Below are 12,653 nucleotides of genomic sequence, written 5' to 3' on the forward strand. Positions count from 1 at the left end.
TGCCCGCCGGGGTTTATCGCCCGGCGGGCATTTTTTTGCCCGGCCTACACTCGTTACTGACTTTTCCTGCAATCTGCGGCGCAGCCGAGCCTCTTCTGTTTGTCGCCGTTCCTGACTACTGTGTGAGCATGACTTCACACAGGGAGATCCATGGATGACCGTTCGACCGACCCACACCCTTTGTCCGCACAAGCCTGTCCCCGCACTGCCGTCGGAAGGGCTGATAGGCGTCATCGCTCCAGCCGGCCCCGGCACGCTGGATACCGAAAAGGCTGTTCAATGGATGCGCGCCCGGGGTTACGGATTGCGGGTGTTCCCTGGCGTCTACGAAAAGGATGGCTATCTGGCCGGTAGCGACGAGGTGCGGCTCAACGATCTGCACGCGGCGTTCGCTGACGAGGAAGTCGATGCAATCATTTGCCTGCGCGGTGGTTACGGCACGCCAAGGTTGCTGGACCGGATCGACTACGACTTGCTGAGCCGCCATGCCAAACCCTTCGTCGGTTACAGCGACATCACCGCACTGCATCTGGCCATCAGTCGCTACGCCGGGTTCGTGACCTTTCACGGGCCACTGTTGAATGCCGATCTGCTGGGGGACAAGGAACCGCCGACGGTGACGTCGTTCTTCGCCATGCTGCGCGGCCAGTTGACGGCCGGTAGCGTATTGAGCCATCCGGTGGCCTACCCACTGACCACGGTTGAGCCCGGCATTGCCCACGGGCGTTTGCTGGGCGGCAATCTGGCGATGATCGCCGCGACCCTGGGCACGCCTTACGAAATCGACGTCGAAGGGGTGATTCTGCTCATCGAGGACGTCAACGAGCCGCTGTATCGGATCGACCGCTTGCTGACCCAGATGCGTCTGGCTGGCAAATTGGCCAAGCTGCGTGGCGTGTTGGTCGGGGATGTGGCGGGCGTGGATACCGAGGCCTTGAACCGCCTGCTCAAGCAGACCTTTGAACCGTTGCGGATTCCGGTGCTGTCGGGTTGGCGCAGCGGGCATTGTGATCCGAACCTGACGTTGCCGATGGGGGCACTGGTTCGGCTGGATGCGGGGAAGAAGGAGTTGATGCTGGAGCAGGATGTGGTGATTCGGTAGCCGAACCCCAAAACAAGACCGCCGCCTGAAGAGGCGGCGGTCTTGTTTTTACTGGCTACGCAAGCTTTCCAGCAGCTTGTGCGTCGGGTAACCGTCCGCGGGCCAGCCAAATGACTGCTGCGCACTGCGGATCGCCTTACGCGTATTGGCACCGATGATGCCGTCGGCGGTGCCCGCGTCGTAGTTGCGTGCAGTCAGCAGATTTTGCAGCTCGATGCGCTCGGTGCGACTCAGCGGCAGATCATCTTTTGGCCAGGTGCCGTTGATCAGTCCTGCGCCGTTGAAACGCTCTGACAACAGGCTCACGGCCAGGGCATAGGACGACGAGTTGTTGTACTTGAGGATCGCCCGGAAGTTATCGAGGATCAGGAACGCCGGGCCACGATAGCCGGCCGGCAGCAGCAGGGCGGCCGACAGTTGCTCGGAGCCGGCCGGTGCCTGGCCGCCGTTGGGCAGGATCACACCCAGTTGCCGCCATTCGGCGACACTTTTGCGAATTGCACCATCGGCCAGGGTGTAGTTGAAACCGCTCGGCAGCTGCACCTCGAAGCCCCACGGCTGGCCACGCTGCCAGCCGGAGCTTTGCAGGTAGTGCGCGGTCGAGGCCAAGGCGTCAGCCGGGCTGCCCCAGATGTCGCGGCGACCGTCACCGTCGAAATCCACCGCGTGGGTGTTGTAGGTGGTCGGGATGAACTGGGTCTGGCCCATGGCGCCGGCCCAGGAGCCGAGCATCTTCTCTGGCGTGATGTCGCCCTGTTGCAGGATTTGCAGCGCCGCGATCAGTTGCGCGTGGGCAAAGCCCGGGCGGCGGCCTTCATAGGCCAGGGTCGCCAGGGAATTGATCACCGACTTGGTGCCCTGGAACTGGCCGAAATTGCTTTCCATCCCCCACACCGACACCAGCGCCTGGCGATCGACGCCGTAGCGTTGTTCGATGCGTTGCAGGATGTCGGCGTACTGGTTGATCAGCGCCTGGCCTTTGCGCACTCGCAGCGGCGACAGGGCGCCATCCAGGTATTCCCACACCGGCCGGGCGAATTCCGGCTGGCTGCGGTCGGCACGGATCACGCTGGCATCGAAGCTGACGTTGGCAAAGGCGCGATCGAAGACGTCGGCGCGAATCCCGGCGGCCAAAGCGTCCTTGCGGAAACCGGCCTGCCACTCGGCGAAGGTCTGGGTCGGTTGCAGGTCGAGGTCGTCACCGGACGGCACTACCGGCGGGATGATCGCGGGGGCCGTGGCAACAGGAGCGGTCTGAAGCGGTTGAGCGTCGGCGGCGGTGGGTTTTTCCGCGCAGGCGACAAGCAGTACGAAACTTGTGGCAGCGATCAGTTGGCGAAAGGGCCAACGACGGGAAAGACTAAGGGGCATGCACAGGTCCAGAGGATACGAATCAGGTGCAGACCTTAACATGAGGAAGGGGTGCTGCGCTTCAAGCGGCCAGAAAGTAAGAAGCCTCCCAGCTGTCAGACTGGAAGGCTTCGCGGCGGTAGCTGCCCTTACCCTTGGTGGGGCGTTCCTGGCGGCTGCGGAACAGGGGTTGGGCGACGATGGATTTGGCCTTGTTATGGCCATGTTTCGATGGCTTTTTGCTCATGAGGGTTCTCGCGAGTGAGTGGGTTTTGCGCGGCAAATGATCTGCCGATGTCAAGCGTCTGTCTATAGGACAGAAGGCGGGATGTTCTGTAGGAAATGGTCTGTACAAAAAACGGGATCGCGGTGTGCGATCCCGGGTTTCATTCGGCAGGTAAGGTCAGACGCTGACCGGCCATCAACAGCGCCAGCCGACTGAGGCTCATCCACGGCGAGCCGGCCGCCTGACCCTTGATCTGTGCGTCGATGCGCTGGGCCTCGAGCAACAATTGCGCCCAGCGTTGCGCCGAGTAGCGTTGCAGGGCTTTGCTCATCAGCGGTTTGCGCTTGTCCCAGACCGGCGGTTTCGCCTGACTGAAGCACTTGTCCAGCGGTGTGCCCTGGCTGTACTGCAACGAGATATTGGCCAGCAGGCGCAACTCCCGCGCCAGGGCCCAGAGAATCACCGGCGGCTCGACACCTTCGCCGCGCAGCCCTTCGAGCATGCGCAGGGCGTGCGCCGGTTCGCCGTTGAGCACCGCATCGGTCAGGCCGAACACATCGAAGCGCGCACTGTCGGCCACGGCCGCCTGCACGGTTTCGACGCTGATCTGCCCACCCTCGGCCATCAGCTTGAGCTTTTCGATCTCCTGCGCCGCAGCCAGCAGGTTGCCTTCGACTCGCGCGGCAATCAGTTCGACGGCGTCCTGACTGGCTGACAGCCCAGCCTGGGACAGGCGTTGGCGAATCCAGCTCGGCAACTGGTTGGCATCCACCGGCCAGATCTGGATGAACTGAGTCTGCTGACCTTCGACCAGCGCCTTGCCCCACTTGGTCTTCTGCGCGCTGCCGTCCAGCTTGGGCAAGCTGATCAGCAGCACCGTGTCTTCAGCGGGGCGCGAGCAGTATTCGATCAGTGCAGCAGCGCCTTTGTCACCAGGCTTGCCGGACGGCAGGCGCAGTTCCAGCAGGCGCTTTTCGGCGAACAGCGACATGCTGGCGCCGGCCTGCAGCAACGTGCCCCAATCGAAATTGGCGTCGGCGGCGAAGACCTGGCGTTCGTCGAACCCTTGCTGACGGGCAGCGGAGCGAATGGCGTCGGCTGCTTCCTGACACAGCAGCGGATCATCGCCGCTGATGATGTAGACCGGCGCGAGGGCACCTTGCAGGTGTTTGCCGAGTTGGGCGGGAGCGAGCTTCATAAGAAACGGCGAACGGGGCGCCTGAGCGCCCCGAACGTCTTACTGCTGCGGCAGTTCGAGCGGCGACTGACGCGGGGTTTCCGCTTCAGCCTTCTGCGCCGCTTCCAGGGCGTCGGCTTCTGCCTTGGCCCGGTCGTTGGCAGCTTGTTGCAGAGCTTCCAGCTGAGCCGGAGTCAGCTGTTGCAGGCGCAGCATCATGCGCTGTACCAGCTCGCGGCGTGTCTCGTTGCGGGCATCGTTGGCTTCCTGGTCGGAACCCACCAGGTTGTTGCCGTCGTGGATGAACACTTTCTGCACTTCAAGCTTGTCGCTTTTGAGCAGCAGGTTCTTGTCGCCACGGATGTCGTAGCTGAGCACAGTGTTTACCTGATACTCGCCAGTACGGCCGGCGCCAGCGTAGCTGAGGATGCGCTGGTTCTCCTGCTCGTCGGCCAGGTACAGCTTGTACGGCGCACCGGAGACGATCTTGACGCCGCTGGCCTCCAGCAGCTGACGCAGTTGCGTCACGGTTTCGCCATAGGCGTTGCGGGCGCTCAGGTCGAGTTCCTTGATCGCCAGTTCGGTGGTGCCGGTGCCGCGCAGCTGGAAACCGCAGGCGCTCAACAGGACCGCGAGGCCCATCACCAGCAGATTGCGTTTGATCATTGTGTTGCTCCCCTTGAAACCATGTGGGCCGACCTTGCGGCCCGAAAGGTTTTACAGGGCGCCAGGCAAACCCGGCGCCCGATCCAATTAGCTGGCGACGATATTGACCAGTTTCCCGGGCACTACGATCACTTTGCGAATAGTCAGGCCGTCGACGAAGCGCAGCACGTTTTCGTTGGCACGGGCGGCGGCTTCGACTTCCTCACGGGTTGCGGCGGCCGGCATTTCGATCTGGCCGCGCAGCTTGCCGTTGACCTGGATGACCAGCGTCAGGCTGTCCTGCACCAGTGCGCTTTCGTCCAGCACTGGCCAGCCTGCGTCGATTACCGGTTCGGCGTGGCCCAGTCGGTTCCACAGCTCATGGCTGATGTGCGGCGTGATTGGCGCCAGCAGCAGCGTCACGGCTTCCAGACCTTCCTGAACCAGTGCGCGATCCTGTTCGGTGGCCTGGGCGGCTTTTTCCAGCACGTTCATCAGCGTCATCACCTGAGCGATGGCGGTGTTGAATTTGTGGTTCTGGCCGACGTCATGACTGGCCTGCTTGATCGCCTGGTGGATCGAACGGCGGATGACTTTCTGTTCGTCATTCAGGCCGGTCACGTCCAGTTTGCCCGGCAGGCCCTGAGTCACGTGGGCCTGAGCCAGACGCCAGACGCGCTTGAGGAAGCGGTGCGAGCCTTCCACGCCGGAGTCGGACCACTCAGCGCTCATGTCAGGTGGCGAAGCGAACATCATGAACAGACGGCAGGTGTCGGCGCCGAACTGATCGATCATCGACTGTGGGTCGACGCCGTTGTTCTTCGACTTGGCCATTTTCTCGGTGCCGCCGATTTCCACCGGCAGGCCGTCGGCGATCAACTTGGCGCTGATGACCTTGGCCTTGCTGTCGCGCTCGAGTTCCACGTCCGCCGGGTTGAACCAGGTGTAGGCACCGTTGGCTTCACGACGATAGTAAGTCTCGGCGACCACCATGCCCTGGGTCAGCAGGTTCTTGAACGGCTCGTTGGAGCTCACCAGGCCTTCGTCGCGCATCAGCTTGTGGAAGAAGCGCGCGTAGAGCAGGTGAAGAATGGCGTGTTCGATACCGCCGATGTACTGATCCACCGGCAACCAGTGGTCGGCTGCGGATTTTTCCACCAGGCCGCCTTCGAAGTGCGGCGAGGCGTAACGGGCGTAGTACCAGGACGATTCGACGAAGGTGTCCATGGTGTCGGTTTCACGCTTGGCAGGCTGGCCGCATTTCGGGCAGGTGCACTCGTAGAACTCGGGCATGCGCGCCAGCGGCGAACCGGCGCCGTCCGGCACCACGTCTTCCGGCAGTACAACCGGCAACTGGTCTTCCGGCACCGGCACGTCACCGCAGGCATCGCAGTGGATGATCGGGATCGGGCAGCCCCAGTAGCGCTGGCGGCTGATGCCCCAGTCGCGCAGGCGGAACTGGGTGCGCGAGGCGCCCAGCTCTTTCTTGATCAGGGCGACTTCCATGGCGTCGAACGCGCCGGCGAAGTCCAGGCCGTCGAACTCGCCGGAGTTGATCAGCGTGCCGTGCTCGCCATAGGCGTCCTGCCACGGAGCCGGGTTGGTTTCACCGGAACTGGTGCGAACCACGGATTTGACCGGCAGGTTGTACTTGTGGGCGAACTCGAAATCGCGCTCGTCGTGAGCCGGCACAGCCATGACCGCGCCGTCGCCGTAGTGCATCAGCACGTAGTTGGCGACCCAGACCGGCAGTTTTTCACCGGTCAGCGGGTGCTCGACGAACAGGCCGGTCGGCAGGCCTTTCTTCTCTTGAGTGGCGACGTCGGCTTCGGCGACGCTGCCGCCCTTGCATTCGGCGATGAACGCTTGCAGCTCAGGGTTGTTCTTCGCGGCAAGGGCCGCCAGGTGGTGCTCGGCAGCCACGGCAACATAGGTTGCGCCCATCAGGGTGTCCGGACGGGTGGTGAAGACTTTCAGGGTGCCGCTTTCGCCGATCGAGTCGACGTTGTACGGGAACTGCACTTCCATCCCGCGGGACTTGCCGATCCAGTTGCGCTGCATGGTCTTGACCTGTTCCGGCCAGCCGGTCAGTTCGTCGAGACTCTCCAGCAGCTCATCCGCGTAGGCGGTGATCTTGAAGTAGTACATCGGGATTTCGCGCTTTTCGATCAGCGCGCCGGAACGCCAGCCGCGACCGTCGATCACCTGTTCGTTGGCCAGAACGGTCTGGTCGATCGGGTCCCAGTTCACGGTACCGTTCTTGCGGTAGATCACGCCTTTTTCGAACAGGCGAGTGAACAGCCACTGTTCCCAACGGTAGTAATCAGGCTTGCAGGTGGTGACTTCGCGCGACCAGTCCACCGCCAGGCCCAGGCTGCGCAGCTGGGATTTCATGTAGGCGATGTTTTCGTAGGTCCACTTGGCCGGGGCCACGTTGTTCTTCATCGCGGCGTTTTCTGCCGGCATGCCGAAGGCGTCCCAACCCATCGGTTGCAGAACGTTCTTGCCGAGCATGCGCTGATAGCGGGAGATCACGTCGCCGATGGTGTAGTTGCGCACGTGCCCCATGTGTAGCTTGCCGCTGGGGTAAGGGAACATCGACAGGCAGTAGTAAGTCTCCTTGCCTGGCTGTTCACTGACTTCAAAGGACTTTTGCTCGTCCCAGAACGACTGGGCGGCGGCTTCGATTTCACGGGGCTGATATTGTTCGTGCATGGCTACTTTTGTACTGGATAGGGGTGGCCTAATCCTCTTCAATGCGACATCCGGAGCGGGCCGGACGGGCTGGAAGTGGAGTTACAGGAAGCGCCGTAGCATACATGACCGCGCTTGGCCTAGGGAAACCCTGATTGCAGCCGTTTGACCGGGCAAAATCGCGGCGAGGGCCGTTGGTCGCGGCGTGCAGCCGGTTTGTGCAGCGAAGCTAAGCTCTAACTGGGGAGTGAGTCTTATCTTCAATGAGGTGAGGGATGGTGGAGTCACAGCAAAAAAACGTTACCAAACCCGAGTTGTACGAGCGGTTGATCGATCGCCTGGGGACGGCCCTGGACGCTGCAAAAACCGCTGTCCGGCTGCGCGACGAGCGCCCCCTGGAGCTGGAATTGCGTGGCTTGAGCCCCGCCGAGTTCGAACTGGTCAAGGCCTATCTGGATCGCAGTGAGCGTGAAACCCATGGATATCTGTCTCAGGCAGTGAAGCAACTCGATGCACCCCGTTCGGCCAAAGTCATCTGGCTCAAGGACAAGGCGCCCGGCAGAGACACCGTCAAGGTTCGGACTCTGCAGGCCAAGTAAACGCATGGCAGGTCAAAAAGCGGATCTTTTTCAGCGGATCCGACCCTACTGGTTGTCGCGCTGTACTAACCCACTTAGGCTTCGGGCATCTCTGGAGATGCTCGATGCCTTTTCGTTATTTCATTAAACAACTTCTATTGCCGCCCGGCCTTCTCTTGCTGCTGTTGCTCGTCGCCTGGTGGCTGCGTCGCTCGCGGCCGCGACTGGCGGGGCTGTGCTTTGCCTTGGGTTTTGGCGGTTTCCTGCTGATGAGTCTGCCGGTGGTCGTGCAATGGGGCGCCAAGGCCCTGGAGCGCGAGCCGCCGCTGGCCCGGGAAGACTGGACAAACCTTGCACAACGCGCCGATGCCATCGTGGTGCTGGGCTCCGGTCGCGAGCGCGGTGATCTGGCCTGGGGCGAGGATCAGCCGACCGGTATCGGACTCGAACGGCAGCGTTATGCGGCGCGGTTGGCCAAGGCATCAGGGTTGCCGATTCTGACCAGCGGTGGCCTGCATTACGGTACGCCGCCGAGCGAAGCCAGACTGATGGCCGATTCGCTACGCGATGATTTCGGTGTGACGGTGCGTTGGCAGGAGGGGGAGAGCCGCACCACGTGGGAGAACGCCGCCTTCAGCGCCAAGATGCTGTTGCCGGAGGGCGTCAAGCGTGTCGTGCTGGTGACCCAGGCCTGGCACATGCCGCGAGCGGTGTGGAGTTATCAACAGGCTGGATTCGAAGTGGTGCCGGCGCCGGTCGGTTTCCTCGGCACTGACAATGCCCGGCCGTTTGGCGGCTGGATGCCCGAGTTCAAGTCGATCTGGCAAAGCGGGCAGTTGTTGAACGAGGCGGTGGGGCAGATCGGCTATTCGTTGTTTTACCGAGGGGAAGACAGCGCCGACTGATCACTCCCGCGCAGAACGCGGGAGTGAGCGGGTTTTCACAGAGTCTTGGATATCCGGTTGGTCATCAGCGCCCAGCCAAACAGCACCACGCACAGGATGATCAGCGGCCACGAGCGCCATTGCAGGTAAGGCGTCAGGTTGTGCATCGGCACCACTTCGCCGTAGAGCACGCCTTGCTCGAACTGCGGAATGCGCTCGGTGATCTGCCCGAACGGGTTGATCAGGCCGGTCACGCCGTTGTTGGTCGCACGAATCATCCAGCGCCCGGCTTCAAGGGCGCGCATCTGCGCCATCTGCAAGTGTTGCAGCGGGCCGATCGAGGTGCCGAACCAGGTGTCGTTGCTGATGGTCAGCAGCAGGTCGCTGCGTGCTGCCAGACTGGCGGCGAATTCCGGGTACACCACTTCGTAGCAGATGAACGGTGCAATCTGATAACCCTTGGCCTGCAATAGCGCCTGATCGGCAGGACCACGGGCAAAATCGGACATCGGCAGGTCGAAGAACGCGATCAGCCCGCGCAGGATGTCCTGCAGCGGTACGTACTCGCCGAACGGCACCAATTTTTGCTTCAGGTAAGTGCCGTCGCCTTCGCCGACCACGGTGATGCCGTTGAAGAAGCGCTTCTCGTGACGCACTGTCTGGCGGATCGGCACACCGGTGATCAGCGCCGATTTACGTTCGGCGGCGAAGTTGCCCATCATGTTCAGGTAGCCCTCGGCGGACTCCTTGAGTACCGGTACGGCGGTTTCCGGCCAGATCAGCAGGTCCACGGGTTTCGAACGGAAGCTCAGGTCGCGGTACAGCGCCAGCTGTGCGTTGAGCTCGGCCGGGTCCCATTTCATGCTTTGCGCGACGTTGCCCTGAATCGCAGCAACACTCAGTGGTGCGCCAGCCGGGCTGGTCCAGGCATGGCCCTTCAGCGCGATACCCGCCACCCACGGCCCGACCAGCAATACCAGGCCCGCGGCGATAAAACCTTTGCGACCGGTCTGCAGCAGGCGTGGTGTGTTGTAGATCAGTGCAGCGGTCAGCGCCAAAACGAACGACACCAGCCACATGCCGCCCACTGGCGCGAGCCCGGCCAGCGGGCCATCGAGTTGGCTATAACCGGAGTACAACCACGGGAAACCGGTAAGGAACCAGCCACGAAACGCTTCCTGCCCAACCCACAGCGCAGCGAAGGCCAGGGCATCGGCCAGCGGCGCCTCGTTGCGACGCAGCCAGCGCGCCCAGAGCCAGGCGGGCAGGGCGAAGAACCAGGCAATGGCCGCCGTGAAAATCAGCATCAGGAACCCGGCCAGCAGCACCGACGCGCCGCCGAAGTGGTGGATGCTGTAGTAGATCCAGCTGGTGCCGGCGCCGAACAGGCCGAAACCGAAGCACCAGCCACGGCCCAGTGCCTGGCGCGGGCTCAGCTCGCGCAGGCCGGCATAGAACAGGCCGACCGCCAGCAAGGCCAGCGGCCAGAGATCGAACGGTGCCAGAGCGGAGGTGGTGATTGCACCGGCCGCCACGGCCAGCAGGTTACCGGGCCAGCCGGGGCGGGTTGTCCAGCGCATTTCAGTCCTTAAATTTACCGGGCGATTGGCGTGAGTCGCAGCAAATGAATCCGACGGCTGTCGGCGTTCAGGATGCGGAAACGATAGGCGCCGATTTCAGTGATTTCATTACGTTTTGGCAAGTGCCCGAACGCGCTCATCACTAGCCCGCCGACGGTATCGAACTCGTCGTCGGAGAATTCGCTGTCGAAGAACTCGTTGAAGTTCTCGATCGGCGTCAGGGCCTTGATCAGGAAATCACCGCTGGGCAGCGGCTTGATGTAGCTGTCTTCTTCGACGTCGTGCTCGTCTTCGATGTCGCCGACGATCTGCTCAAGCACGTCTTCGATGGTCACCAGACCCGCCACACCGCCGTATTCGTCGATCACGATGGCCATGTGGTTGTGGTTGGCGCGGAATTCACGCAGCAACACGTTCAGACGCTTGGACTCCGGCACGAACGTGGCCGGGCGCAGCAGATCCTTGATGTTGAAGCTGTCGCCGTTCTCCTTGAGGATCAGCGGCAGCAGATCCTTGGCCAGCAGCACGCCCATCACGTCGTCATGGCTTTCACCGATGACCGGGTAGCGCGAGTGGGCCGAGTCGACCACGGCGGGAAGGAATTCGCGGGGTGTCTGGGTCGCCTTGATGCTGATCATCTGCGAGCGCGGCACCATGATGTCGCGTACTTGCAGGTCAGCCACCTGAATGGCGCCTTCGACGATGGCCAGCGCTTCGCTGTCCAGCAGTTTGTTCTGATGTGCATCGCGCAGCAGCTCCAGCAGCTCCTGGCGGTTCTTCGGCTCGTGGGCAAAAGCCTGGGTCAGTTTACCCAGCCAGGACTTCTGCCCGTTGCTCGATCGATCTTCGCTCATAGCGATTACTCTGAATCCTTTGTTGTAACGATAGGGGATGTTTCGGTTTCGTCGTCCGCGTACGGATCGGGATAACCCAGTTCGGCAAGCAACTCGCGTTCCAGTGCTTCCATTTCCTCGGCTTCCTCGTCATCTATATGGTCGTAACCAAGCAGATGCAAGCAGCCGTGAATGACCAGATGTGCCCAGTGGGCGTTGAGTGACTTGCCCTGTTCGGCGGCTTCACGCTCAACCACGGCCACGCAGATCACCAGATCGCCCAGCAATGGAATGTCGAGAAACTCGTCGGGCACTTCGGCGGGAAAGGACAGGACGTTGGTCGCGTAATCCTTGTGGCGCCAGGTGTGATTCAGTTCGCGGCCTTCTTCTTCGTCGACCAGACGAATGGTCATTTCCGAATCGGCGGTGCGCTGGCGCAGGGCCAGTTCGCACCATTGGCGGAATTCGGCTTCGGTCGGCGCAGACGCTTCGGTCGCGATTTGCAGGTCAAGCTCAAGCATCGTGGCGATTGTCCTTCGGTGTTTCATCGGCCACGCGATTTTCGAAGCGCTCGTAGGCTTCGACAATGCGTTGCACCAGCGGATGGCGCACGACGTCTTTGGGCATGAAGTGGGTGAAGCTGATACCCGGCACATCTTTCAGGACTTCGATGACGTGATGAAGTCCGGATTTGGTGCCGCGCGGCAGGTCGACCTGGGTGATGTCACCGGTGATCACCGCCGTGGAACCGAAACCGATCCGGGTCAGGAACATCTTCATCTGCTCGACCGTGGTGTTCTGGCTCTCATCGAGAATGATGAAGCTGTTATTCAGCGTGCGACCGCGCATGTAAGCCAGCGGCGCGACTTCGATCACCTGACGCTCGATCAGCTTGGCCACGTATTCAAAGCCGAGCATCTCGTAGAGCGCGTCGTAGAGCGGGCGCAGGTACGGGTCGATCTTTTGCGACAGGTCGCCGGGCAGGAAGCCGAGTTTTTCACCCGCTTCGACCGCCGGACGCACCAGCAGGATGCGGCGGATCTGCTCGCGTTCCAGGGCATCCACGGCGCAGGCCACGGCCAGGTAGGTCTTGCCGGTACCGGCCGGGCCGATGCCGAAGTTGATGTCGTTGCCGAGGATTTCCTTCACATAGCGCAGCTGATTCAAGCCGCGAGGGCGAATCATGCCTTTCTTGGTGCGCAGGGCGACGGAGGCTTCGGCGGGGGCGTGGTTGTCCAGCTCGACGACGGACGATTCCTGGAGGAACAGGTGAACCGTATCCGGCGACAGCTCTGAACCCTTGGTTTCCCGGTACAGGCGGCGAATCAGGTTTTCCGCAGAAGTGGTGAGCTTGGGTTCGCCGATCAGCTCGAACTGATTGCCGCGGTTGCGGATCTCGATGGCCAGGCGCTGTTCGATCAGGCGCAGGTGCTCGTCGAACTGCCCGCACAAATTGGCGAAGCGGCGAGCCTCAAAAGGCTCGAGGATAAAACGATGAGGTTCTATGGGTGCGTTCAAGGTCGTATTTAGCCGCCCTGGGGCAATTAGGATGAAATCAAGGATAACGCCAGTGGCCTGGGTGCG

General features: G+C 61.9%; 12 protein-coding genes. 3 read left to right on the plus strand and 9 right to left on the minus strand.

Annotation, left to right across the window (positions count from 1 at the left end; genetic code table 11):
- The first annotated feature begins 154 nt into the window (after positions 1-154).
- Positions 155-1,102: a S66 peptidase family protein gene (locus AC1RMX_RS21535; protein WP_096820789.1), complete on the plus strand. Its 948-nt coding sequence runs from the start codon at positions 155-157 to the stop codon at positions 1,100-1,102.
- A 48-nt stretch (positions 1,103-1,150) separates the two neighbouring features.
- Here AC1RMX_RS21535 and AC1RMX_RS21540 read toward each other — a convergent pair whose 3' ends face one another.
- The 5 genes from AC1RMX_RS21540 to leuS all read right to left on the minus strand — a co-directional run bounded on the left by AC1RMX_RS21540 (position 1,151) and on the right by leuS (position 7,215).
- Positions 1,151-2,473: a lytic murein transglycosylase gene (locus AC1RMX_RS21540; protein WP_096820790.1), complete on the minus strand. Its 1,323-nt coding sequence runs from the start codon at positions 2,471-2,473 to the stop codon at positions 1,151-1,153.
- Positions 2,474-2,534: 61 nt separating this feature from the next.
- Positions 2,535-2,699, minus strand: coding sequence for an alternative ribosome rescue factor ArfA (arfA, locus tag AC1RMX_RS21545; protein WP_007958672.1), 165 nt, complete (start codon positions 2,697-2,699; stop codon positions 2,535-2,537).
- A 139-nt stretch (positions 2,700-2,838) separates the two neighbouring features.
- Positions 2,839-3,876 (minus strand): DNA polymerase III subunit delta, encoded by a 1,038-nt coding sequence (gene holA / locus AC1RMX_RS21550; protein ID WP_096820791.1) that lies wholly within the window; start codon positions 3,874-3,876, stop codon positions 2,839-2,841.
- Positions 3,877-3,915: 39 nt separating this feature from the next.
- On the minus strand, positions 3,916-4,521 hold the full coding sequence (locus AC1RMX_RS21555) for an LPS-assembly lipoprotein LptE (RefSeq protein ID WP_096820792.1): 606 nt from the start codon (positions 4,519-4,521) through the stop codon (positions 3,916-3,918).
- Between the two features lie 87 nt (positions 4,522-4,608).
- Positions 4,609-7,215, minus strand: a complete 2,607-nt coding sequence (leuS, locus tag AC1RMX_RS21560) for a leucine--tRNA ligase (RefSeq protein WP_096820793.1) — start codon at positions 7,213-7,215, stop codon at positions 4,609-4,611.
- Between the two features lie 254 nt (positions 7,216-7,469).
- Between leuS and AC1RMX_RS21565 the strand changes: the two genes are divergently transcribed.
- The gene (locus AC1RMX_RS21565) at positions 7,470-7,793 is read left to right on the plus strand and encodes a hypothetical protein (protein WP_096820794.1); all 324 of its coding nucleotides are present in this window, start codon (positions 7,470-7,472) and stop codon (positions 7,791-7,793) included.
- A gap of 104 nt (positions 7,794-7,897) precedes the next feature.
- Entirely contained in the window at positions 7,898-8,677 is a 780-nt protein-coding gene (locus tag AC1RMX_RS21570) for a YdcF family protein (RefSeq protein ID WP_493072963.1), read from the plus strand.
- Between the two features lie 35 nt (positions 8,678-8,712).
- On the opposite strand, the gene lnt is transcribed toward AC1RMX_RS21570, so the two are convergent.
- From lnt to AC1RMX_RS21590, 4 genes are read right to left on the minus strand one after another with little or no spacing between them, the layout of a single operon-like run.
- Positions 8,713-10,236, minus strand: a complete 1,524-nt coding sequence (gene lnt / locus AC1RMX_RS21575; protein WP_493072964.1) for an apolipoprotein N-acyltransferase — start codon at positions 10,234-10,236, stop codon at positions 8,713-8,715.
- Between the two features lie 14 nt (positions 10,237-10,250).
- On the minus strand, positions 10,251-11,090 hold the full coding sequence (locus AC1RMX_RS21580) for a CorC family transporter (protein WP_007909641.1): 840 nt from the start codon (positions 11,088-11,090) through the stop codon (positions 10,251-10,253).
- Between the two features lie 5 nt (positions 11,091-11,095).
- Positions 11,096-11,590 carry an rRNA maturation RNase YbeY gene (gene ybeY / locus AC1RMX_RS21585; protein WP_273536415.1) on the minus strand — a complete coding sequence of 165 codons (495 nt, stop codon included), beginning with the start codon at positions 11,588-11,590 and terminating at the stop codon, positions 11,096-11,098.
- Complete coding sequence (locus AC1RMX_RS21590; RefSeq protein ID WP_192559071.1) at positions 11,583-12,587, minus strand: PhoH family protein; 1,005 nt, start codon at positions 12,585-12,587, stop codon at positions 11,583-11,585. Before AC1RMX_RS21590 ends, ybeY begins: the two co-directional genes overlap by 8 nt.
- Positions 12,588-12,653 lie beyond the last annotated feature (66 nt).

It is taken from the genome of Pseudomonas sp. GW822-FHT03F04 (genome assembly GCF_058801405.1).